The sequence below is a fragment of the Nostoc sp. LEGE 12454 genome (genome assembly GCF_056620565.1).
Genome location: NZ_JBWQXL010000031.1, coordinates 42768 through 67470, shown reverse-complemented (window position 1 = coordinate 67470; position 24703 = coordinate 42768). Strand labels below are relative to the sequence as shown.

Below are 24703 nucleotides of genomic sequence, written 5' to 3'. Positions count from 1 at the left end.
TTACCCAACTACGTCAAAAGCTAGCTTCCGTCTTAGAAACAATTACACCAGAACACATTGCCTCCCTTACTTCTTACGACTTTATTCTCGAAGCTTTATTTAGCGCAGCTTCATAAAGAATTGGTATAAGTTAAACTTTGATAATTAAAACGAAGATTAACCACCAATTAGATACAGCTAAAATTAGCGATACTTGAAGCGCACAGCAAATGATTAACAAAGAAATTGCCGAGTATTATCTGTGGGGTAATAATTTTCATGGCGATAGGATTTTGAGCGATATTATTGAATCTAGCCCTAGTTGAGTTGAGGTACTACCCATGACAGCCTCAGTAGAGTACATCCCCGTTACGCCGATTGAGTACCCAGATGAGGATGGTAAGCCGATGGCTGAAGGTGATTTACAGCGTAAGTGTCTCGTATACGCTACCACTGCGCTGGAAATTTATTTCCAAAATCACCCAGATGTATACGTCGCTGGTAATCTATTTATTTACTACGAAAAAGGTTATCCAGAATCGGTTGTCGCACCAGATGTGTTTGTGGTGTTTGGAGTGGAAAACCGTGATAGACGCTCTTATAAAACCTGGGAAGAAAATAATCAAACCCCAGCTTTTGTTCTAGAGATTACCTCAAAAACCACCCGCAGCAAAGACCAAGGTGCAAAGAAAGGAATTTACGCCTTTCTGGGAGTGCGTGAATATTTTCAATATGACCCCACAGGCGATTATCTCAATCCCCAACTCCAGGGTTTAAACTTGGTTGATGGAAACTATTTCCCTGTGGCAGCCAATACCCTACCAGATGGTACAGTGTCCCTACCTAGTGAAGTTTTGGGGCTAGAGTTACGCTTGGAGGCGGGAAAACTGCGTTTTTATAATCCAGCTACAGGTCAAATACTCTTAACTCATGAAGAGGAAGCAACTGCACGACAAGCCGCAGAAGAGAAAGCGCAAAGATTAGCTGCTAAACTTCGAGAATTAAATATTGATCCAGATAGCCTTTAGCTAATAATATAGGGTGAGCAATGCCCACCCTACTGCTGTTAATTATTTTTTGTGAGACTATAGCGGACGGTAGACGCGATAGTTGATTTCAGGGAAGATATTATCCATTAACTCGACTTTTTCCAGCCAACCGCTGTCAATTTTGCCGATTTTAACGTCTTCGTAGAGCTTATTAAACCGCATTAGGTGCGATCGCGTCCGTCTAACTGCATAGGGTACCATCGTTCCTGTCCGCATAATAAATGCCCAGTCGGAAGATTGTGCTAATAACAATTCCCGCGCTGCTTGGTTCAATGCTTTCCACCCCAACTCATCTTCTGGTTCCAGTTGCGAGATTTCAATCATCCGTTCAGCAGCTTTGTGCAAATGCGGATAAACCCACGCATTCGTTTCATTCAACCAATACTCGTGGAAACCCTTGAAACCCCAACTCGACTGCGAAGGGCGACAGACTTGCTGAGTTGGCTGATCTCGCAAATAGTCTGCTAAATGGGTCATTTGATATGTTTTTTGGTCATACCACGATTTGCGGAATAGGTAATCGATAAACCAAGGGCCTTCATACCACCAATGTCCAAATAACTCTGCGTCATAAGGCGAAACGATAATTGGCGGTCGCTGCATTATACCATAGAGATGCTCAGATTGCCGCTCTCGATTATACATAAAATTAGCAGCGTGTTCTGCTGCCTTTTCCCTAGCCCAATAAGGATCGTAGAGCGCCTTATCTGAGAGACCTAAGCCCCGCCCAGTAATTTTGTGATACTTAATGCCCGTATTTTTCCGCTGACCATTGGGCATAATGTAGGGCTTGATATACTCATATTCTGCTTCCCAGCCCAAATCTTTGTAAAATTCGCGATATTCCGCCGCCCCAGGATAGCCCACTTCAGAAGACCATACCTGTTGGGAAGATTCATGATCTCGACCAAAGACAGCAACACCAGTTTCTGTATAAATTGGGGCATAAGTGCCAAAGCGGGGACGGGGACGGGCGTAAAGGATGCCATGCCCATCAGTGAGGAAGTAGCGTAACCCAGCATCCGCTAGCATCCGGTCTAAACCTTCATAGTAGGCACATTCCGGCAACCAAATGCCTCTGGGTGCTTGTCCAAAGGTTTGTTCGTAATGTTCGCAGGCTACCTGAATTTGCGCCCACACTGCTTGTGGATACATTTTCATCAACGGTAAATAGCCGTGAGTAGCGCCGCAAGTGATGATTTCCAGGTTGTTACTGTCTTGGAATTTCTTAAAAGCTGTCACCAAGTCCCCGCCGTAGCGTTCCCATAGCTGACGCGCTTCGCTAAATTCAGTTGCGTAATGTTCGGCTAAATAACGAAGATGCCCGTTGTTGACATTATGTTCTGCTTCTAGTGCTATCAGTTCTTCTAGTTGAGCTAAGTGTGCTTCATAGCGTTCTTGAAGCAAAGGATCGCGAAGCATCGACACTAAAGGGGGTGTCATACTCATCGTGATTTTAAAGTCGATACCGTCTCGCTTTAAGCCTTCAAATACTTTCAATAAAGGGATGTAGGTTTCTGTAATGGCTTCATAGAGCCATTCTTCCTCCAGCACGTAGTCACTTTCCGGGTGACGAACGAAGGGCAGATGTGCGTGGAGTACAAGCGCGACGTAGCCGATAGACATAGTGATTTTGGGGTGATACTTGTAAGTTGAAGGTGGAGAGGTTTGGCTGAAATTAACAATATTTTAAGACTTTATGGGGATTGTAAGAATAGTTTTCAATTGAGTTAATTACAGTGCTTGTCAGGGCACAACATTTGTTATGCCTCCATCGCCTTTTGTTGTTAACTAGTTGTAATATCTGCCTATTTGTTTATATAATCCGCACTGAAAATATCCATTCCGGTTCAAGACCTTTAGCCCGTAAGCATTCTGATAATTTTCCAGCTAACTCGCCTCAACAATTTAAGGTGTGATAGCCTACGGCGTAACACACCCTACTTAAAGTTTATATTTCTTCACATACACTGAATTTCGATCGCCGACTTACTCAATTGCGGGTTTGCTTCTTTTCCCGGCAATATTCTGGCTTCATGTGCGCTTCTGTGGGAGACTCACGTTGGTTAAAAAAATGTCATTTATAACTGAGTCTTCCGAGAAATCTGGCAGTATTTTTTAATTTCTAACTTGGATTTGTACTGACTCTGCCTTTTGCCTAGTTTGTTGGTGCAGCTGAGTTTGATGAGCGATGCCTACGGTGGTCACTGAGCCAAGTCGTACCCCTCCGGGGAAGCAAGCTCAAGCTACGCGCTGCGTCTCGTAGAGAAGTGCGGGCTACGTCTACGCCAGAATTATATAAAAAAACGCTGAACTCGAACGCCGAAACCTGGTAAAAGTGGTGATGTGATTTCGTCATCAGCCAACAAGGTTGCGATCAGTTTTAATTGGGCAGCTTCTCTGCGATAAAGTTCTAGCTGCTGTAATTGCCAATTTGCAATCCAATATTCTTGGACTCCTGTGGATGAGTATAGTTTTAGCTTGGCTTCTCGATCTCTACGTTCGTTAGTTGTCCCAGAAGAAAGCACTTCCACAATGAGTTCTGGCGCTCCTCTCAAATGCCCTTCATCGTCTAGCAGTTGTGCTAAACGCTCATGACTAATCCAAACTACATCGGGTATCACATTATCGGCATCTGTAAAAATGATGCCAGGAGTTGTAATAGGTTCACCTAGTTTACTGGAACGAGACCAAATTTCCAATTCTAAATGAATATTACCACCAGTTCGCTGATGTCTCCAGTGAGGCGCTCTAGTCACAAATAGCTCTCCGTCAACAATCTCATAGCGCTTCCATTCGTCAGTTGTGAGTAATTCTAAGTCTGAGGTTGTCCAACGGACTTGATCGGATATTGCTTGGTTCATAGCATTATTTTCCTATACCTAGTTTAGAGATAAAATTCTATTTTTAAAATATTTGCTCAGGATCAATACCTGCGGCTCGTAAGCGTTCTGCCAAGATTGCAGCCCGTTGACGTTCTTGTTCTAGTTGTTGATTTACTTGCTCTAACTGTTGGTTTACCTCCTGTAACTGTTGGTTTGATTCTTCCTCTGGCAACATCACCAACTGCTTATCTGGTGTAAAAAAGCGTAATTTGCCCAAATATACTGCCAAATACAGCCCTAACTGCTGACTCCACAACCAACCTGACTCAGTGGGTACAAGTTCTTGGTATTGCCCATCAACTATGTGAAATCCCTGTAATTCTAGGTTATTTGGGTCAAACCAAAAGTAATCTGGAGTGCGAAATGTATTCTGGTATATTTGTTTTTTCAAACCTTTATCAACCGAGGCAGTGGAATTAGATAATAGATCAATAATCACATTGGGGTATTTGCCGTCTTCTTGCCACACAACCCAGCTTTTGCGGTCTTTTTTCTCTGTATCTAAAACCACAAAGAAATCCGGGCCTCGAAATTCTTCTGACTTTTTCTGGTTGGGACTGAAATAGATTGTCAGGTTGCCGGTAGCATAAAAATCCTGACGATCGCGCCACCACCATTTAATCAGGCGGATAAGCAAATCAATTTGTTCGCGGTGTAAGTCAGATTCCAAGGGGGGTTCGTCACTATAGATATCGCCTGGTGGGAAAATTATACTCTCAGTGACATCTTCTAAACTAGCGGTGGCAGCAATGGGCTGAGACATGCAAGATAGTTTGTATGTTTGTCTCTATGCTATCGTGACTAACCTTTGCGTTATGAGTGCGATACCGATAGCGTAGCGGTAGCGAGTCCGCGAGCGTCACAGCCCGTCATAGACATCGCACTCTTTATTCCTCATCCCGGTATAACTCCTGCAAGTCTTGTAACTGAGTCTTCCGGGAAATCCGGCGATATTTTTTACTTTCTAACTTGGGTTCGTATTGACTCTGCCCTTTGCCTTTGCTTTTGCTTTTTAACTTCATGGTGGATTCTGGATCGGCTTGTTGGTGCAGCTGTGTTTGATGAGCGATCGCAGCGTCCAAAAATTCTAAATAATGTTCGTATCGTTCCCAGTTTCCCCGCACGACACACTCAGGCTCGTCTCGATGCAGACAATCACTAAACCGACAGCTAGCAACTGCTAACCGCTTTCTGGCTTCTGGGAAATAATGGATTAATTCTTCTGGTACACAATCCATGTCCGGCTGATTAAAACCGGGAGTGTCTGCAAGTAAACCACCACTAGGTAACTCAAATAATTCTATATGGCGAGTGGTATGACGACCACGAGCCAGTTTACCAGAAACTTCTCCGACTCGCAGCTTAGCAGAGTCAATCAGCGTATTAATCAGGCTGGATTTACCAACGCCGGAAGGCCCAGCGATTACAGTTATTTTATTGCTCAAATATCTGGCTGCTTGTTCAGTATTTATACCATCTTTAACGCTGATAAATATTGGTTGATAGCCCCAACCGAGCAGGCGATCGCTAACTTGTTGCTGTTCCTGCGGTGAAATTAAATCACTTTTATTCAAACATAAAAGCACATCCAAGCCAGTAGACTCAGCCTTAATTAGAAACCGACTCAGCTGATAAGGTTCCAACGGTGGATCGGCAACGGCAAATACCAAGAGAATTTGGTTGACATTGGCGATCGCCGGACGATCTAACTCACTTTGGCGAGGTAAAACCTCAGCGATCGCACCCCGTCCCCCAGCCCAATCTGGCTCTTCTACCACAACGCGATCGCCTACCATCACCTGTTGCCCAATTTTTTTCAGCCGTGTTCTCCGGGTACAAAGCAGGAGAGGAGGCGAGGGGCAGTAGGGCAGAAGGGCATTTAAATTCAGTTTCTCCTCTGCTCCCCTGCTCCTCTGCTCCCCTGCCTCTCGATCCATCTGTACTCGGTAAAAATTAGCTTGTACAGCCACCACCGTACCCAATAACTGTCCAATTACGTCAGAATTTTCCCCTGTCATTGGCTAGCAACTGGACGGCGCACTAACAGAGAAAAATAACTAGTGCAGTCTGTAATTTGTTCCACCTGATAACCTGCCATTGTCAAACTATCAGGAACCTGCTCAATTGGTTCACCAGGGTCTAACCAGACTTCTAGCAAACCTCCCAATGGCATTTTCTCCAGACGTAGTTTTGTCCGCACGAAATTAATCGGGCAAGGGGTGCCGCGTAAATCAAGTTGAGCATCGGGAGTTAAAACAGAAGAGGGCATCATCACTTAAATAAATTTCCCAAGAATCCTTCTAGACCGCCTTTACCAGTCCGATCGCCCTTAATTTTAGCTAGCTTCTCCAGCAGTTCCCTCTCCTCTGGGGTGATTTTATTAGGAATATCAATTAATACGTTCAGCATGTGATCCCCACGACTTACGGGATTACCCAAACGGGGTACGCCGCGATTTTCCAACTTCATCACTGTATTCGGCTGAGTTCCAGCTGGAATGATTAGTTCTACCGGCCCATCGACTGTATCTACCTCTAACCGACAACCTAAAATCGCTTGCAGGTAGCTAACTTTGATTTCCGAGAGAATATTAATCCCATCTCGTTGAAATTCCTCGTCCTCATTCACGAACAAGTAAACGTATAAATCCCCAGGAGGACCACTACGTTGACCAGCATCTCCTTCACTAGAAATCCGCAAACGCGTGCCATTATCCACCCCCGCTGGAATGGTAATTTTGAGTTTCTTTGTGACTTGATTTGCGCCCTTACCATCACACGCGTCACACTTATCTTCAATTACCATCCCTGTTCCATTACAGGTGGGACAAGTTGATACTTGGGTGAAACTGCCAAAGGGTGTTCTAGTCACACGGCGTACTTGAGCCGAACCGCCACAAGTCGAACAAGTCCGAGGGCGGGTTCCAGGTTTAGCACCAGAACCGCTACAAACTTCACAATTTTCTAGATGGGAAATGCGAATTTCTTTTTCGCCCCCAAATATCGCTTCCCGAAAGTCTAACTTCAGGTCTAGCCGCAGGTCATCACCCCTCGCAGGTCCACTGCGGCGTCTTTGTTGGGTGGGATTACCCATACCGCCAGCAAAACCACTAAAAATGCTTTCAAAGATATCGGCAAAACCACCCATATCGCCGACATCTTGAAAGCCCGCGCCAGCAGCACCCGATACACCCTCTGGGCCAAAGCGATCGTAACGAGCGCGGGTTTCGGGTTCTGATAGTACCTCATAAGCGCGGTTAATTTCTTTAAAGCGATCCTCCGCCCCTGGTTCTTTGTTCACATCTGGGTGATACTTCCGGGCTAGACGGCGATAGGCTTGTTTGATTTCTTCTTTGTCAGTGTCACGAGAGACACCCAGGATTTCATAATAGTCGCGGGCCATATAGCAAAGGTAAAAGTTAGAAGGAAGAAAGCAGAAGTCAGTAGAACGTCATTCACGGTCACTTGCTACCCTATGGATTAAGTGTTTTGCTTACAGATATGCAAGAGCAACACATTATCCTTTAGAAGGCGGCTTGCCGGAAGGTAGGCAGAAGATAAAATTAATTTTTGTTAATAACTGATTTTACCCTTTACCTTTTACAAAAATCACCGACAAATCTTGAGCAACAGATGCTTTCCTCGTGGGAGACGACAAAAGCTATAGAAGTTAGGAACAGGGGAAGCCTCTGCTCAGACTTCTCACTGCCGAGTCGGCTGTCTCTTTTACAATTGTGCTACGTAGGAGAGGAAAACCTCGCCCATCAACCAGAGGGGCTAGCCGCACCATTAGGTGTGGAAAACCACCCTTATGCAATGGAAGTGGCTCTGAACTTGCACATTGCCTAGCCCAAAGTAATTTGCTTCTACAATCTAGCAAACCGCTGGGGTCTTGTGAAACTTCGCTAAATCTAAATATTTAAATATATTAAAATGTCTTCATAAAAATTTGCAACTTAGAGGAGTGGGAGCCGGGGAGCAGGGGAGCAGGGAAGAAGTAAGTTGCAGTAAGTTTTTCCCCTCTGCCCCTCCGCCCCCTTGCCCCTCTGCTTCTTGTGCCCAATGCCCCATGCCCAACCCCTAATCTATCGCCTCATAATCAGCTTGAGCGGTACTTTCTTCGTCAAAATCAAAGTTGAATTGTGGTATTAGCGTACCATTCATTGGTGAGTCTACTTCTGGGGTAAAGTGACCAGATGAACCCCCCTCAATTTCATCAGTTTGGTTGTTCGCTCGATTGTAAACATCAGCACCAATTGCAAACAAGGTTTGTTGGAAGTCGTCTAAGCGCTGCTTAAATTCCACTGTGGAAATGCTGGAGTCAATCATTGCAGCTTGGAGTTGTTCAACTTTTTCACTAGCCAAAGTTTTCATCTGGTCGCCGATGAAGTTGCTGTTATCCTTGATCGTAGATTCATAACTGAACAACAAATTATCTGCTTGGTTTCTGAGTTCAACCAGTTCTTTACGTCTTTTATCTTCTTCGGAAAACAGTTCGGCCTCTTGGCGCATCCGTTCGACTTCGTTGCTACTCAAGCCACCTGTATTGGTAATCCTGATACTCTGTTCTCTACCCGTACCTTTATCTTGGGCAGAAACCTTCAGGATGCCGTTGACATCGATTTCAAAGGATACTTCAATTTGCGGTACACCACGGGGAGATGGGGGAATTCCTGCGAGCAGAAACTTACCGAGACTCTTGTTATCTCGTGACATCGCCCGTTCACCTTGGAGGATGTGAATTTCCACTGAGGTTTGCCCATCAACTGCGGTGGAAAAAACTTGTGACCGACTCGTAGGAATTGTGGTGTTGCGTTCAATGATTTTGGTGAACACTTCACCCAAAGTTTCAATTCCCAAGGACAGAGGGGTGACATCCAGTAGTAAGAGATTATCGACTTCACCACCTAACACACCTGCTTGAATAGCCGCTCCCAATGCTACAGCTTCGTCAGGGTTGATGGAGCGATCGGGAGCTTTGCCGTTGAAAAACTTAATTAGCGCGTTTTGGACTGCTGGAATACGGGTAGAACCACCTACCAGAATAATCCGATCTATGGCTTCTGGTTTGAGATCCGCATCTTTGAGCGATTGGATCAGTGGTTCGATGGTCGCTTCAATTAATTTCGCGGCGAGTTCTTCAAATTTCGAGCGGCTGAGTTCCATCTCCAGATGCTTTGGCCCAGTGTCATCCGCTGTGATAAAGGGCAAGTTGATGGAGGTATTCACCATACTGGAGAGTTCAATTTTTGCCTTTTCCGCAGCTTCCCGCAGGCGTTGCAGGGCCATTTTGTCTTTAGAAAGGTCGATTTTCTCTTGTTCTTGAAAACGTTCCATCATCCAAAGGACGATCGCGTTATCAAAGTCGTCTCCACCCAAGTGGTTGTTACCACAAGTCGCCTTAACTTCAAAAACGCCATCCCCAAGTTGCAGGATCGATACGTCAAAAGTACCGCCTCCCAAGTCAAATACTAAAATTAGCTGCTCTTGGTCTTGCTTTTCCAATCCAAAAGCTAAAGCCGCAGCTGTTGGTTCATTGATGATTCGCAGGACTTCTAAACCTGCAATTGTGCCAGCATCTTTAGTTGCTTGTCTTTGGGCATCTGTGAAATATGCTGGTACGGTGATCACTGCCTGAGTGACCTCCTCACCCAAAAAGTTTTCCGCATCCTGCTTCAGCTTTTGCAGGATCATCGCAGATAATTCTTGGGGCGTATAATTTTTTGAGCGAATTTGGACATCAACGGTCTCATCTCGACCTTTGATACAGTTGTAGGGGACGCGATCGCGTTCTATTTCAGTATCTTCCCAACGCCGCCCGATGAATCGTTTAATACTGTAAATCGTGTTTTCGGCATTGGTTACGGCTTGGCGCTTTGCCAATTGACCAACCAAGCGATCGCCACTCTTCCCAAATCCCACAATACTTGGAGTAGTTCGTCCACCTTCAGAATTGGAGATCACAAGTGGTTGACCACCCTCCAAAACTGCGACGCAACTGTTAGTAGTGCCTAAGTCGATCCCAATAACTTTTCCCATATTTGTCAGTATTTTTACTGAAATTTCTGCTGTAATATGTCGCGGACTAACTTTTTTACTAAGAACAAAGGCTAGCGGATAACGTCTGTGCAACCCCTGTTGCTGGTAGCAAGAAAGAAGTTGAAACACAGAGAGTTATCCAAAGCCTTGTCCAAGTTTTAGGTTCGCGATGCTCGTCTTTGCTATAACCCAGGCACTTGAGGTCAGCGAGACGAGCGACTACAGCTTAACTGCTGGCTGAACTCGACTGATCTTCTGGTGCAAAAGGTGTATCTTCTTTGGCAGCAGCTACTTTGACCATTGCATGGCGTAGCACGCGATCGCCCAAGTAATATCCGCGCACTAACTCTTCTAACACTGTTCCTTCAGGATGTTCATCCGTAGGTTCCCGCATTACTGCTTCGTGCAGGTTAGGATCGAATTCTTGACCTTCGGGACGCATTGGTGATACACCCAAGCGTTTCAGGCTATCTACTAATTGTTTGTAAACACCTTGGTAACTTTTGTGCATGGTCATTTCGCCATCAGATTGCGGTTTGAGGTGCGATCGCGCCCGCTCAAAATTATCGACTATTGGTAGCAATTCCAAAATCGTATTCCGCTTCACCTGCAACTCTAGGTCTTCTTTTTCTTTGCTAGTGCGTTTCCGGTAATTCTCAAAATCAGCGGCAATCCGCATATATTGAGTACTACGCTCTTCTAGTTGCGTTTTGACGGACTCGATTTGTTGAGTCAGTTCTGCCAAAGCTACTGTTTCCACTCCAGTTTTCTCAGTTGCAGCGACGCTATTTTCTGAATTGACAGCAGTATCGCCTGATATATTTGTTTGGGCTGCCACTTGCTCTGTCACCTCGCTGCCAGATTCATTGAAATTAGTTTGGGCTGGGAAGTCACTCTTCATTGCTTGCTTTACCTCTGTTGGTTCACCCAATTGCTGGCTTGTATTGTTTATCTGTTTATTTTCATCGATCATTGTCTATTCATTCCAGATCCTATTTATGGCAGTGTATCTCCACAGCTTGCAACCGTCGTCATCCACGACTTGCAACTGAGGCTGATTTTATTGCCGACAAGTTCCTGGAAGTGATATAACCGTCCTCTTATTGTGACAAATGGTGAACACGTTAGCCCAGACGTTACTAAGGTGGGAACCCGAACGAGTAATTTGTAATCGTAGCGCTGAATGCGATTTGCCCCTTATGTTATTTGAAAATATCTTTAATTTTGAATTTTGAATTCGGAGCAAAGCGACGTGACTCAGGACTTTTTTGGGAAATGAGAATTCTATCTCACAGTAGGGGAATACTTTAAGCAGAGGTTCCCCCTACTCATTCGCTCATTTATGACTTACTCGTCACCACAACGGCGCAGTACCGCTCTAACTACCAGAACAGAGTTTTCGCCCTTCGGCAACAAGCTAGTGCAATCTGGCTATGTCAATACCGAACAGATGAGGCAGGCATTAATTGAAAGCCGCAAATCTGGCAGACCCTTAACGGAAGTATTAGAGTCAATTACTGGGCAACAACTATCGCCTGAGTTGCTCAGGCAATACAAAAAACAGCAGCTATTTGAACTGAAAATACTATACGGAGTTGAATTCCTCGATCCAGAAGTCAATTCCGTTGGCAACACGATGATGGGGAACCTGATTGAAACCCTCATCCCAGTCGATATCTGCCGTCGCCATCGTTTAGTACCGCTCTCGAAACACGAAGACCAAACCCCGCCCTCAGTTTTAGTGGCGATGGTCGCTCCAGATAATCTAGAGGCTTCTGATGACCTGAACCGCATCTTGCGCCCCCAAGGCTTGGCTTTGCAGCGCATGGTGATTACCCAGGAAGACTACCAACAGCTAATCAACCAATACCTGGATGAAATGGCTGTTAAGCAAAAGCACCTGGAACGAGAAAACTCTACAGATATTAGTCAGGATTTAGAAAATCTCGGAAATCTCGATATTTCGGATGCTCCTGAAGAAATGGAGGCCGATCTAGGGGCAGCAATGAAGGGTGCGGAGGATGCCCCAGTCATCAACCTAGTCAACAGAATCCTGGCTAAAGCTTTGCATGAGGGCGTTTCTGACATTCATATCGAACCGCAAGAAGAAAACTTACGCATTCGCTTTCGGAAAGATGGCGTACTGCGTGAAGCTTTCCCCCCAATGCCGAAAAAAATCATCCCAGCGGTGACAGCCCGATTTAAAATCATCTCCAATCTAGACATTGCTGAACGTCGTCTACCCCAAGATGGACGCATCCGGCGGCTATTTGAGGGACGTAAGGTGGACTTCCGGGTGAATACCTTACCCAGTCGCTACGGGGAAAAGGTGGTACTGCGGATTTTGGATAACTCCTCTACCCAACTGGGATTGGATAAGTTAATTACCGATCCAGAGACTTTGAATATTGTCAAGGATATGGTTAGCCGTCCCTTTGGGTTAATTTTGGTAACTGGGCCAACTGGTTCCGGGAAAACAACTTCGCTGTATTCTGCACTTTCAGAAAAGAACGATCCCGGAATTAACATCAGTACTGTAGAAGACCCAATTGAGTACAGTCTTCCAGGGATTACTCAAGTACAGGTAATTCGGGAAAAAGGACTAGATTTTGCTACCGCTCTACGGGCTTTCTTACGACAAGATCCAGATGTGCTGCTGGTGGGTGAAACGCGGGACAAGGAAACGGCAAAAACAGCGATTGAAGCTGCCTTGACCGGTCACTTAGTATTAACTACCTTACATACCAATGATGCCCCAGGAGCGATCGCTCGTTTGGGAGAAATGGGGATTGAGCCTTTCATGGTTTCTAGTTCCTTAATTGGCGTTCTAGCTCAACGTCTGGTGCGGCGTGTATGTTCTGAATGTCGTGTTCCCTACACTCCTACAACCGAGGAACTAGCTCGTTATGGTCTATCAGCTTCTTCAGATGTGGGAGTCACCTTCTACAAAGCTAACACCTTGACATTAGATGCGATCGCAGATGCCAAAGCCAAAAATCACCTTTGCCCAAAATGTAATGGTATCGGCTACAAAGGGCGTTGTGGTGTTTATGAAGTCATGCGAGTCACCGAAAACCTACAAACTCTGATCAACGAAGATGCACCCACAGAACGCATCAAAGAAGTGGCAATAGAAGAGGGCATGAAAACCTTGCTGGCTTACAGTTTGGACTTAGTGCGTGAAGGTTCCACCACTCTAGAAGAAGTAGAACGAGTGACGTTTACTGATACTGGTTTGGAAGCAGAGTTAAAAGCCAAACGCAAGACTGGTCTTACCTGCCGAAGTTGCGATGCCACATTGAAACAAGAATGGCTGGATTGTCCTTACTGTATGACACCTCGGTTTTAAAACTATTAGTCATTAGTCATTGGTCATTGGTCATTGGTCATTAGTCATTGGTCAATGCTTAATAACTTTAAACAACTGACAAAAGACAAAGGACAAATAACAAACATTAAAAGGAAGCAGAACTATGGAAATGATGATTGAAGACCTGATGGAGCAGTTGATTGAATTGGGTGGCTCGGATATGCATTTATCCGCAGGTTTGCCTCCCTACTTCCGTATCAGTGGTAAACTCACCCCCATCGGTGAGCATGTATTGACAGCCGATCAATGTCAAAGGCTGATTTTTAGTATGCTCAACAACACCCAGCGTAAAACCTTAGAGCAAAACTGGGAGTTGGATTGTTCTTATGGTGTTAAAGGTTTGGCTCGCTTCCGGGTCAATGTCTATAAAGAGCGTGGTTCTTATGCTGCTTGCTTACGGGCATTAAGTTCTAAGATTCCTAACTTTGAAAAATTAGGTTTGCCAGATATCGTGCGGGAAATGACAGATAAGCCCAGAGGGCTAATTCTGGTGACAGGCCCTACAGGTTCCGGCAAGACAACTACCTTAGCGGCAATGATTGACTTGATTAACCGCACCAAGGCAGAGCATATTTTGACGGTGGAAGACCCAATTGAATTTGTCTACGAACCAATTAAAAGCTTGGTTCACCAGCGGCAACTAGGTGAAGATACTAAGAGCTTTGCTAATGCTTTGAAAGCAGCTTTGCGGGAAGATCCAGATATTGTTCTGGTGGGGGAAATGCGCGATTTAGAAACGATTTCTTTGGCAATTTCCGCCGCAGAAACAGGACACTTGGTATTTGGCACCCTACACACCAGTTCCGCTGCACAAACAGTTGACCGGATTATCGACGTTTTCCCCCATGAAAGACAAACCCAAGTGCGGGTGCAGTTGTCTAACTCGTTAGTGGCGGTATTTAGCCAAACCTTGGTGTCCAAGAAAAGTCCTAAACCTGGTGAGTATGGTCGGGTGATGGCTCAAGAAATTCTGATTGTAACTCCTGCTATTTCTAACTTGATTCGAGAAGGTAAAACATCTCAAATTTACTCAGCGATTCAAACTGGCGGTAAATTGGGAATGCAAACTCTGGAGAAGGTTTTAGCTGATTTTTACAAAGCAGGAACGATTTCTTTTGAAGCCGCGATGTCTAAAACTTCTAAGCCTGATGAAATTCAACGTCTCATCGGTACTTCTGTACCACCGCAGGCAGCAGGTGCGAAACCTGGTGCGGCTGCCAAAGCACATTAAAGAAACTGGGGATAGGGGAGATGAAATATGCTTCATCTCCTTGACTATTTTGAATTTTGAAATTTGAATTTGAATTTATTTATGCCAAACTTCGTTGCCCGTGTTCGGGATTCGCAAGGAAAATCTCGAACAGAAAAAATCGTTGCTGAATCCTTGGTACAAGCTCGTACTAATCTCAGAGATCAAGGTTTTGTAATCCAAGAACTCAAGCAATCTCAGGGATTTCAGCCAGATGTTGCCTTTAAAAATTTTCAGAATTCCTTAGTTAAGGTTTCTGTGAAAGACAAAGCCGTTTTTTCGCGTCAATTTGCCGTTTTGATGAATGCGGGTGTTGCGATCGTTAGAAGTCTGGGGGTGCTTTCCGAACAGTGTAGTAATACTAAATTAAAACAAGCCCTTGTAGACATTAGCACCGATGTTCAAAGCGGAATGAATCTTTCAGAGGCAATGCGGAAGCATCCTGACTGTTTTGATGGATTATACGTGAGTATGATTCAAGCTGGCGAAGTTGGTGGTGTTCTAGACGAAGTATTGAATCGTTTAGCCAAGTTGTTAGAAGATGTTGCCCGATTACAAAACCAAATTAAATCAGCAATGTCTTATCCAACTGTTGTGGGTTTTATCGCAGTTGCTATCTTTCTCGGCATGACTATTTTTCTTATTCCAATTTTCGCCACGATTTTTGTACAACTTGGAATCACATTACCACCTCTAACGCAATTCTTGATGGATGCTAGTAAATTTCTGAGAAGTCCGGGTGCTTTAGTCCTTCTTGGCGCTCTTATAGGACTGAAAGTTGCTTTTACACAATACTCTAAAACTCCTGTTGGTCGCATCACAATCGATCGTCTTTCCCTGAAGATGCCATTGTTTGGTGACTTAATTCAAAAATCTTCAGTTGCCCGCTTTAGCCGGACTTTTGGTTCTTTGACTCGTTCAGGTGTACCAATTTTAACTTGCTTAGAAATTGTCCGAGATACATCAGGAAACCAAGTAATTGCCAATGCCATAGATGCAGCCCGCATGGAAATTCAACAAGGAGGAATGATTAGCATTGCTTTACAAAAAGATGCCGTTTTTCCGGCTATGGCAATTCAGATGATTAGTATCGGAGAAGAAACTGGAGAGTTAGATGGAATGTTGATGAAAGTTGCCGATTTCTATGAAGATGAAGTCGAGCAAGCAGTAAAAGCAATGACTAGTATTTTGGAACCGGTGATGATTGTAGTTTTAGGAGGAATGGTTGGAACCATTTTGCTAGCAATGTATCTGCCGATGTTTGCGGTATTTGAAAAGCTGGGATAAAAGATTAATAGTTAAGAGCTAGAAGTTATGAGTTAAAAATAGAAACATTTTATTCCTAACTTTTAACTTCTAACTGATTAATTTTATTCTTAACTCCTAACTCCTCACTATTTAATAAACTATGACTGTGCAAAAATCTCAGTACGAAGCGAGTTTGGCAGAGTATAGCAATCATCTAGCTGCGATCGCCTTACTAAAGCAATATCGGCCCTACTTGGAGATGATTCCCAGTCTGCGCCGTCCTGATGAAAGTGTCATCACTATACCTTTGCCAATTGTCCGGCTTCGCAATACTGCTACAACAGCCCCACAAACGATTTGCTTACCCTGTGATGTGGCTATTTTGATGTGCGATCCAGAGTGGAAAATCAAAACTGGAGCAGAAATTTTAGTCTTTATTCATCGCGCTCACGAAGATTTTTCTGATTTGTTAGGACGTTGGCGACAAACCCAAGTTTATCTAGATAATGATTATGAGTGGTTGATGCCTCTCCGTCACAGTCATATTTTGAGTGAGGGAGCTAATACTGTATATCCTCTGTTTATCGTTTTTAGTGATACTTTAGAACGCATCCAAAGAGGTCTTGTCGGAGCCGAACTCCCATTTATTATGCAAACACCGGATTTGCTGGTTGAGGATAATTTCACAGATATTTTCTCTTCACAAACTCCACCAGCTTAGGGACTTACAGCAGAATTCAGAATTCGAGAGTAAAAAACGCTTTATAGCTGGTTAACAGACGAATCTTTGTGTACCTCACCAGTTTGAAATCTGCTGTATAGTCAGAAAAACATCCCATCCCTGCGGGACGCTCCGCGAACGTCAGAATGCAAGGATTTACATCCCTATAAATGTACTAAGTGTGAAATTACATATTTTACCCCCGGCTACGCCGTCCCCCTTTTGCTAAACTAGAGGGGTTTTATTATGTGCTTCTTCATACAAAATTGTTATAAATACCCACGCAACAGACTTTCACCTCTACAAAACTACAAATTAGCTCGTCACACATCCGTGAAAGGGCCAGTTCTAGAAAAATTTATTGTTACTTTTTGAAGAGTAATGAGGATTTGGCAAAGATTCAGTAATCTTACTGTTGCCAATAAAGAATTGTCATAAAATTAGAGACATTTAAGAGCAGATATTTTATACTAATGAATCGTTTTCCTCAAAAAACAACGAATTCTCAAGAGAGCATTTCACCACAAACTCAGTTGAGTCAGATGTGTGGTTCCAAACGGCTATTTCGCGATCGCTATGAAATACTGCAAGTTTTAGGTAGAGGTGGTTTTGGTGTAACATTTTTAGCCAAAAATGCCGTATTACCTGGGAATCCACTGTGTGTGATTAAACAGCTTTGTCCAAAAGTGACTAGTCCCCAAAGTTGGCAAAGGGCATGTATGCGCTTTGAAAAAGAAGCAAGAACTTTGGGCCAACTCGGAAGTCATTCGCAAATTCCCATGTTATTAGACTACTTTCAGGCGAATGGGGAGTTCTTTTTAATTCAAGAATATGTGCCGGGTTTGACTTTGGCGCGTGAAGTGCGGCAAACTGGGCCCAAAAGTGAATCCTCAGTTAAGCAGTTCTTACAGGAATTATTACCTGTATTACAGTATCTTCATAAACATCATGTGATTCATCGGGATATTAAGCCTCAAAATTTATTGCGGTGTGAATATGATGGGCGCATAGTGCTGATTGATTTTGGTGCGGTGAAAGAGAAATTAGTTGACGCTTGTGAAAACTCAATCAATCAAGCAGCAAAGACCAACTTTATCGGGACTAGGGGATTTGCACCACCAGAACAGTTTTCTCTACGTCCAGTTTATGCCAGTGATATTTATGCACTGGGTGTAACTTGTATTTATATGTTGACTGCTAAAAGTCCTTTAGAATTGGACTACGACCCAAATACTGGTGAAATATCTTGGCAAAAACAGGTAAATATCAGCAACAGTTTCGCCCAGATTTTAGGAAAAATGGTGAAAATCACCTTAGAGGATCGGTTTAAGACTGCCGATGATGTGATAAAAGCTTTAAGTAGTGAAAGTTATTTGCCTACTTTGGCTAACTGTCTAACTACCCAAAAATTAAATAATAAAAGTATTACACAACACGAAATTACACAACACGAAATTACACAACACGAAATTACACAACATGAAATTACACAACACGAAAATTATGATGTATACATGCCACCTGTAGCTAGAACTGCTAGTGCCATTCGGAAATGGAGAGCAAGATTCAAGGAAACAAGATAACATACAGCAGAATTCAGAATTCAGAATTCAGGAGTAAAACATGCTTTGTATCTGGGTAACAGACTTAGCTTGTGTATCGCACCAACTTCAAATCTGCTGTAAGTTGCAGCCTTTTTTAGCTGAGTATCAAATGAATAATTAATTATGGGCAATTTAAAATAGCTAAAACAAATTTAGTAAGCATTTTAACTATATTTGATAGTCAGTAATGATTCATTGATCGGGGTTTTTCTTCAATACTTAGTAAGTTGCCGCTTGCTAAGATACAAGCAAAATTACTAGGTTTAAAAGTTCCTAAAAATATTTTTATTCAGATTATTATATAATCGATAGAATAATTAATCTTATGGCTCTCGTAGTTTTCCACAGATGAGGAAGACTGACTACTATTTACAAAAGCTAACTATATAAGTAATTCCCCAATCCCCAGAACAGGGTTTATCTACCACAAGTAAGCGAGAGTCAATTATCTTAAGGGAAAGTTCGGGGCAAACTTAGCCTAAGTTGTCATGCAGTCGCGCCTGTCAGATCATGATCTGCTGCTTAAATCCCGATTGCTCAAATCCCCTGAATCCCAATGGAAAGAAGTTTTGCCAAAGTTGTAGCACCCCGCTGGTGTCACTTTTAAGAAATCGCTTTCGTGTCATCCGAGTCCTTTCAGATGAGGGGGGATTTGGCAGAACCTATCTATCAGAAGACGTAGATAAACTCTATGAACGCTGTGTTATCAAGCAATTAGCTCCAAAATTCCAAGGAACTTGGTCGCAAAAAAAGGCGATGGAGTTGTTTGCCCAAGAAGCGCAGCGACTACAAGACCTTGGGGAACATCCTCAAATTCCGACTTTGATAGCTTACTTTGAGCAAGATGGCTGCCTATATTTGGTACAGCAGTTTATTAATGGAGATAATTTGTTAAAGGAGTTGCAACAGCGCAAGGCTTATAACGCGAGAGACATTCAATCTATTTTGCTAGATTTACTACCCATTCTAAAATTTATCCACGATCGCAAAGTTATTCATCGAGACATCAAGCCAGAAAATATTATCCGCAATAAAAATGATGGGCGATTATGCCTGATTGATTTTGGCTCCTCAAAGCAATTTACCGCTAAAGTTCAGCAGAAATCTGGCACATCCATTGGTTCGCATGGTTATTCTCCCCTAGAACAAATTAGAGATGGGAAAGCTTTCCCCGCCAGCGACTTGTTCGGTGTGGGGGCTACCTGCTTTCATCTGCTAACGGGAAATTCCCCGTTTCAGTTGTGGATGGAATCTGGGTACGCCTGGGTAAGTAATTGGCGAGAATATTTGCGGAGTCCGTTAAATCCTGAATTGGATTTTGTCATCGACAAGCTTTTAAAAAAAGATATCCAGGAACGTTACCAGTCAGCCGAAGAAGTCCTGAGAGACTTGACTCCCAAACAACTCCTCGCACTGCCACCTGCGGGTAAGTCATCTGGGAAATTACCACCAACTAAAGCACCAGCTTTACCAAAAAGCTATCCCTTACTGAGAATTTTAATCTTGGTAAGTGCTTTCATTCTGTTATTTGGATTCAGCGAATCTTGGTATAAAAATTTTCGCCGGATTCAAACCAGTTTGGTCTCTAGGTTGATTCAACAAAATAGTCCTAGTAAAAATGACGCGATTTTGAGTCAGATTAGCTTGGGTAAGGTTTCCTTAGCTAACACCCTCCAAGGACACGAAAACTCAGTTTTATCTGTCGCCATCAGCCCTGATGGTAAAACCATAGCCAGCAGTGGCGATCGCACAATCAAACTTTGGAATCTCGCAACCGGAAAACTAATCGCTTCACTCAACGGGCATTTTCAGCAGGTGAATGTCGTAGTAATTAGTCCAGATGGCAAACTTCTAGTTAGTGCTAGTGATGACAACACCATTAAAATCTGGAATTTGGCAACGCGAAAACAAATTCGCACTCTTATAGGGCATTCTGACTCAGTTCATGCCCTAGCCATCAGTGCTGATAGCGAGACTCTAGTTACTGGCAGTGATGACAACACGATTAAAATCTGGGATTTGGCAACAGGAGAGCAAATTCGGACACTAGCAGGGCATACATTCTGGGTGCGGTCAGTAGCTATCAGTCCTAATGGTGTGATTCTGGCCAGTGGCAGTTTTGATAAGACGATTAAAATCTGGAATCTAGCAAAAGGATACCCAATCCGCACACTAGAAGGAAATTCTCAAACAGTGACAACTGTGGCTATTAGCCCAAATGGTAAAACTTTAGCCAGTGCTAGCCGCGATCGCACCATCAAACTTTGGAATTTAGCTACCGGAAGAGAACTTCGCACCTTAGCAGGGCATGGCAATACTGTCACATCCGTAGCCTTCAGTGCCGATGGTAAAATTATTGCTAGTGGTAGCCGCGATCGCACTATTAAACTGTGGAATACAGCTACAGGAGAAGAAATTCTCACATTGGCGGGGCACACCAACACCGTAACATCTGTTACCTTCACTCCCGATGGCAAAACCCTTGTTAGCGGTAGTGAAGATAACACGATTAAGATTTGGCGGTTGTCTCAGTGAGTGGAAATTAAGGATTGGGGATTGGGGATGAAGGAGAGTTAGAATCTCGTTCATCCACCTCAGAACTCCGTTCATCCACCTTTGAACTGGATGAATCCACCTTTTAATCTCAAACCATTCTCCAGTCTCCAGCCCACGATCCCCAATTACGATAAACTGTCTCAAATTGGGAGGGGTAAAAATGAGCAGCATCACCAACCATCGCCGCGATCGCAGGTTTGGGATTAAAATAACGAAGCTGTTTTCAGGTTGGCAGCAAATATTTGGAGAAGCACGCACCCGGATGAGTGCTTATGCCCCAATACGGTTCGGTTAAAGGCGAAAGGGGAAAGGGAAAAGGTTTTAAATATATTCTTTACCCCTTACCGCTTAACCTTTTCCCAGAATACGAGAAAAGTAAAGAGTGCTTATCTAAACCATATTGATTTAGAAATAACCTCTAAAACTAACGAGGCTATCAGGAACTGCTAACCAAGCTATATTGTTTAGTTGATTTCTGCAACGAGTTAGCTCTGATTGCGCGGAACATTCCGAATCGGCACAGACCAGCACCGAATGCTAGCCGCATCAGTAAGAGAGTAGGTACTTCTCGCAGAGATTTAATGAAACCAGATAGACCAAAACGCACCAATCCCTCTGGTCGAGTCACTCCTTGCCAGATGGAATCTAGCCAAGAGGGAAGTGTTTGTTTCGTCCAGTCTGTCGTTATCACTTCCCCTTCGACTAATCCCGTTGCTACCAAAAGCTCGGAAAAGCCTTCAATACTGGAAAAAGCCGGATGCGACCACTGATCTAATAGTTGCCGCATTACCCGTTTCTCCCAAAAATTGAGCGGTTTTTGGCGATCGTCTCTCTGATTCCAGTCGGCTAAAACCATCACTCCACCGGGTTTTAGCACCCGTATCAACTCTCTGGCAAAAATGGCTTTATCTGGCATGTGTGGCCCAGCTTCAATCGACCACACTACATCAAAACTGGCATCTGGGAAAGAAAGTGCCATCGCATCATCCACAAGAAACTGCACATCAAGTTCCTCTTGGGTTAACTGCTGGGCGCGTTGGACTTGTTGGGGACTAATGGTAATACCTGTGACTGCAAAACCGTAATCTCGTGCCAAGATGCGACTGCTACCACCAATTCCACAGCCAACATCTAAGACAGTGGTGCTAGGGGGTAATTTATCTAAACCACCCCAACGTACCATTTCATGCACAAAGTCAGATTTAGCAGTCAGAAAATCCTTTCGTTGTGGTGGCGAACCATAATGACCTAAGTGGATATGTTCGCCCCAGTAGAATTCCAAAATCCCGTCTTCAGTCCACTCGTCATAGGAATTGGCTACGGAGTTAGATGATTGATAAGTCCTGGCAGTGATTAGATACAACGCTAGCAAGATCGTCATTAGTGCCAAGAAAACTCCCAGCGTCGAAAAAAACCAACTCATGGAAATAAAACCTTAATCTTTTCTAACAAGTTTATCCAATTGTTAGAATGCAAGCTGTCCAAATTTCTCACCGAAGCAGTTTTGAGCTAGCGATGTTAAAACCATTCATACAAATGGAGGGTTTTGAAACCTAAACTTTCAGTTACCCTGAAGTTAGTTGCCTAATTAATATTGATTCTTCCATAACATAGAATAGATGACTGAACAAACTTCTAGAATTTGTATCCTTGGTGGAGGCTTTGGTGGTCTCTACACAGCCCTGCGGTTAAGCCAATTACCTTGGGAATCTACGCAAAAACCCGAAATTGTTCTGGTAGATCAAAGCGATCGCTTCCTATTCTCTCCTTTACTTTACGAATTACTCACTGGCGAACTGCAAACCTGGGAAATTGCCCCACCCTTTGAAGAAATTTTACAAGGCACAGGGGTGCGTTTTTATCAAGGTGTTGTGTCTGGAATTGACATCGACCAGCAACGGGTAAATATTCAAGAAGGCCCGGAAATCCCTTACGACCGATTAGTGCTGGCGCTAGGAGGTGAGACACCGCTAGATTTAGTCCCTGGTGCAGCAGCCTACGCCTATACATTCCGCACAATCTCTGATGCTTATCGTTTAGAAGAACGCCTGCGATTTTTAGAAGAATCGGATGCTGATAAAATTCGGGTAGCGATCGTTGGGGCTGGCTACAGTGGTGTAGAGTTAGCTTGTAAGTTAGCCGACAGACTAGGCGAAAGAGGACGCTTTCGGATCGTTGAAATCGCCGACCAAATTTTGCGAACTTCCCCAGAGTTTAATCGGGAAGCAGCAAAGAAAGCAATAGATGCCCGTGGTGTATTTCTTGACTTAGAAACAAAAGTAGAATCAATCGAGCAAAATAGCATTTCCCTAGAGTACAAAAACCAGTTAGACACGATTCCCGTGGATTTGGTAATTTGGACTGTAGGAACTAGGGTTGCGCCCGTAGTAAAATCTCTTCCTCTCAAGCAAAATCAGCGCGGTCAAATCATCACTACATCCAATCTGCAAGTCCTCGATCGTCCAGAAATCTTTGCCTTGGGAGATTTAGCAGACTGTCATGATGCTGAAGGGCAGCAAGTCCCCGCTACGGCACAAGCGGCTTTTCAACAAGCCGATTATACTGCTTGGAATATCTGGGCAACTCTGACTAATCGCCCCCTCCTTCCCTTCCACTACCAACAGTTAGGAGAAATGATGGCGCTAGGAATAGACAATGCTACTCTCACTGGTTTGGGAATTAAACTAGATGGCCCCTTGGCATACATCGCCCGTCGTGCTGCTTATTTATATAGATTGCCAACTTTAGAGCATCAGCTGAAAGTTGGTTTTAATTGGCTATTCCGTCCGATTATAGAAACGCTTTCTCGATAACTTTCAAGGTTGGGAATTGATGAGGAGGCAGGGGGCAGGAGGCAGGAGGCAGGAGGTAAACCCCATAAATAAATTTAGCCGTTCTGTGAACGTCAGCCAAACGGGGTTTCAATAAGAATGCAGTATTTTTTGTGACACTTTCCACTCTAAATACATATTTTATTCTTTCTTGTCTGTGACACGCTACGCGAACATAAATAAATTTACTCGATCTAAAAGAAAGTGGCAGAAGGCAAAAAATATATTTTCTTCCTCCTGCCTTCTGCCTCCTGCCTTTCTTTGGTAAAAAACCAATACATTTACGATGATTTGTTTTATTTCCGCCAATCTACTTAGCAGATGCTAGACTCTACCCACAGAAGCTCTTAACAAGCCAAAATCTAAAATTCAACATTCAAAATTTTCAAACTTTGATGGAACAACCGAAAGTTATTTTTTTAGATGCTGTGGGTACACTCTTCGATGTCAAAGGTGGTGTGGGCGAAGTTTATAGTCAGATAGCCCAGGAATTTGGCGTTACAGTTTCAGCCGAAACATTAAATACAGCCTTCATCCAAAGCTTTAAAGCAGCGCCGCCGCCGATATTTCCAGATGCAGAACTGCAAGATATTCCCCAGCGTGAGTTTGATTGGTGGCGGATAATTGCTCTGAACACTTTTGAAAGGGCAGGTGTTCTCAAGGAATTTTCTGACTTTTCGGCTTTTTTTAGCGAACTTTACATTCACTTTGGCACTGGCGAACCGTGGTTTGTCTATCCCGATGTTTTACCAGCTTTAATCAACTGGCGGCGGTTGGGAGTTAGCCTGGGGGTGCTGTCCAATTTTGATTCTCGGATTTACTCAGTATTGCAAAGTTTGGGATTGAGAGAGTTTTTTACCTCCGTCACCATTTCTACGCAGGTACGTGCAGCTAAACCCGACCCGCAAATTTTTGCCATTGCCTTAGACAAACATAAATGTTCCCCTGAGGCGGCGTGGCATATCGGCGATAGCATTGTAGAAGATTATCATGCAGCTAAAGCAGCTGGACTCAGAGGAGTTTGGATTAACCGTCACTAGCTCGCAAACTTTTACAAACTTTCTGAAAAATCATGGTTTCAGCCGAGGTTAATTATAAGGCTAACAGGGTTTGTTAAGAGCGATACCTGGGTTGGGCTACGCCTACACCCTAAAACGCAAATTGCACTTGGTT

The 24703-nt window shown here is 43.8% G+C and carries 19 protein-coding genes and 1 pseudogene; 11 read left to right on the top strand and 9 right to left on the bottom strand.

Annotated features, from left to right (window positions below; all coding sequences use genetic code 11):
- The first annotated feature begins 320 nt into the window (after window positions 1-320).
- Entirely contained in the window at window positions 321-1007 is a 687-nt protein-coding gene (locus AC1F2U_RS25045; RefSeq protein ID WP_480263540.1) for a Uma2 family endonuclease, read from the top strand.
- Between the two features lie 57 nt (window positions 1008-1064).
- On the opposite strand, the gene AC1F2U_RS25040 is transcribed toward AC1F2U_RS25045, so the two are convergent.
- From AC1F2U_RS25040 to dnaJ, 6 genes are all read right to left on the bottom strand, one after another.
- Entirely contained in the window at window positions 1065-2654 is a 1590-nt protein-coding gene (locus AC1F2U_RS25040) for a glycoside hydrolase family 57 protein (protein ID WP_480263539.1), read from the bottom strand.
- Window positions 2655-3322: 668 nt separating this feature from the next.
- On the bottom strand, window positions 3323-3892 hold the full coding sequence (locus AC1F2U_RS25035) for a Uma2 family endonuclease (protein WP_480263538.1): 570 nt from the start codon (window positions 3890-3892) through the stop codon (window positions 3323-3325).
- A 43-nt stretch (window positions 3893-3935) separates the two neighbouring features.
- Entirely contained in the window at window positions 3936-4676 is a 741-nt protein-coding gene (locus tag AC1F2U_RS25030) for a Uma2 family endonuclease (RefSeq protein WP_480263537.1), read from the bottom strand.
- Between the two features lie 124 nt (window positions 4677-4800).
- Entirely contained in the window at window positions 4801-5931 is a 1131-nt protein-coding gene (gene rsgA / locus AC1F2U_RS25025; RefSeq protein WP_480263536.1) for a small ribosomal subunit biogenesis GTPase RsgA, read from the bottom strand.
- On the bottom strand, window positions 5928-6185 hold the full coding sequence (locus AC1F2U_RS25020; RefSeq protein WP_099102520.1) for a sulfurtransferase TusA family protein: 258 nt from the start codon (window positions 6183-6185) through the stop codon (window positions 5928-5930). Before AC1F2U_RS25020 ends, rsgA begins: the two co-directional genes overlap by 4 nt.
- Window positions 6185-7315, bottom strand: coding sequence for a molecular chaperone DnaJ (gene dnaJ, locus AC1F2U_RS25015; RefSeq protein ID WP_094347888.1), 1131 nt, complete (start codon window positions 7313-7315; stop codon window positions 6185-6187). Before dnaJ ends, AC1F2U_RS25020 begins: the two co-directional genes overlap by 1 nt.
- Before the next feature lie 167 nt (window positions 7316-7482).
- On the opposite strand from dnaJ, the gene AC1F2U_RS25010 reads away from it, so the two are divergent.
- On the top strand, window positions 7483-7761 hold the full coding sequence (locus AC1F2U_RS25010; protein ID WP_335055630.1) for a hypothetical protein: 279 nt from the start codon (window positions 7483-7485) through the stop codon (window positions 7759-7761).
- Between the two features lie 231 nt (window positions 7762-7992).
- Here the strand turns inward: AC1F2U_RS25010 and dnaK are convergent, their stop codons facing one another.
- Both dnaK and grpE read right to left on the bottom strand, forming a co-directional pair.
- A complete protein-coding gene (gene dnaK / locus AC1F2U_RS25005; RefSeq protein ID WP_480263542.1) occupies window positions 7993-9951 on the bottom strand; it encodes a molecular chaperone DnaK in 1959 nt (652 codons plus the stop codon).
- A 226-nt stretch (window positions 9952-10177) separates the two neighbouring features.
- Window positions 10178-10924 carry a nucleotide exchange factor GrpE gene (gene grpE / locus AC1F2U_RS25000; protein ID WP_480263535.1) on the bottom strand — a complete coding sequence of 249 codons (747 nt, stop codon included), beginning with the start codon at window positions 10922-10924 and terminating at the stop codon, window positions 10178-10180.
- Window positions 10925-11293: 369 nt separating this feature from the next.
- Here grpE and AC1F2U_RS24995 point away from each other — a divergent pair, with 369 nt between their 5' ends.
- From AC1F2U_RS24995 to AC1F2U_RS24965, 7 genes and pseudogenes are all read left to right on the top strand, one after another.
- On the top strand, window positions 11294-13300 hold the full coding sequence (locus tag AC1F2U_RS24995; RefSeq protein ID WP_480263534.1) for a GspE/PulE family protein: 2007 nt from the start codon (window positions 11294-11296) through the stop codon (window positions 13298-13300).
- Window positions 13301-13421: 121 nt separating this feature from the next.
- A pseudogene (locus tag AC1F2U_RS24990) lies at window positions 13422-14552 on the top strand (type IV pilus twitching motility protein PilT); the annotation flags it as partial.
- An 81-nt stretch (window positions 14553-14633) separates the two neighbouring features.
- On the top strand, window positions 14634-15857 hold the full coding sequence (locus AC1F2U_RS24985) for a type II secretion system F family protein (RefSeq protein ID WP_480263533.1): 1224 nt from the start codon (window positions 14634-14636) through the stop codon (window positions 15855-15857).
- Between the two features lie 121 nt (window positions 15858-15978).
- Entirely contained in the window at window positions 15979-16539 is a 561-nt protein-coding gene (locus AC1F2U_RS24980; RefSeq protein ID WP_480263532.1) for a hypothetical protein, read from the top strand.
- A 473-nt stretch (window positions 16540-17012) separates the two neighbouring features.
- Entirely contained in the window at window positions 17013-18122 is a 1110-nt protein-coding gene (locus tag AC1F2U_RS24975) for a protein kinase domain-containing protein (protein WP_480263531.1), read from the top strand.
- Window positions 18123-18653: 531 nt separating this feature from the next.
- On the top strand, window positions 18654-20678 hold the full coding sequence (locus tag AC1F2U_RS24970; RefSeq protein ID WP_480263530.1) for a protein kinase domain-containing protein: 2025 nt from the start codon (window positions 18654-18656) through the stop codon (window positions 20676-20678).
- A 181-nt stretch (window positions 20679-20859) separates the two neighbouring features.
- On the top strand, window positions 20860-20994 hold the full coding sequence (locus AC1F2U_RS24965) for a hypothetical protein (RefSeq protein ID WP_480263529.1): 135 nt from the start codon (window positions 20860-20862) through the stop codon (window positions 20992-20994).
- Window positions 20995-21135: 141 nt separating this feature from the next.
- Here the strand turns inward: AC1F2U_RS24965 and AC1F2U_RS24960 are convergent, their stop codons facing one another.
- A complete protein-coding gene (locus AC1F2U_RS24960) occupies window positions 21136-22122 on the bottom strand; it encodes a methyltransferase domain-containing protein (RefSeq protein WP_480263528.1) in 987 nt (328 codons plus the stop codon).
- Between the two features lie 196 nt (window positions 22123-22318).
- Here AC1F2U_RS24960 and AC1F2U_RS24955 point away from each other — a divergent pair, with 196 nt between their 5' ends.
- Entirely contained in the window at window positions 22319-23512 is a 1194-nt protein-coding gene (locus tag AC1F2U_RS24955; RefSeq protein ID WP_480263527.1) for an NAD(P)/FAD-dependent oxidoreductase, read from the top strand.
- A 413-nt stretch (window positions 23513-23925) separates the two neighbouring features.
- Complete coding sequence (locus AC1F2U_RS24950; protein ID WP_480263526.1) at window positions 23926-24570, top strand: HAD-IA family hydrolase; 645 nt, start codon at window positions 23926-23928, stop codon at window positions 24568-24570.
- The last annotated feature ends 133 nt before the right edge of the window (window positions 24571-24703 follow it).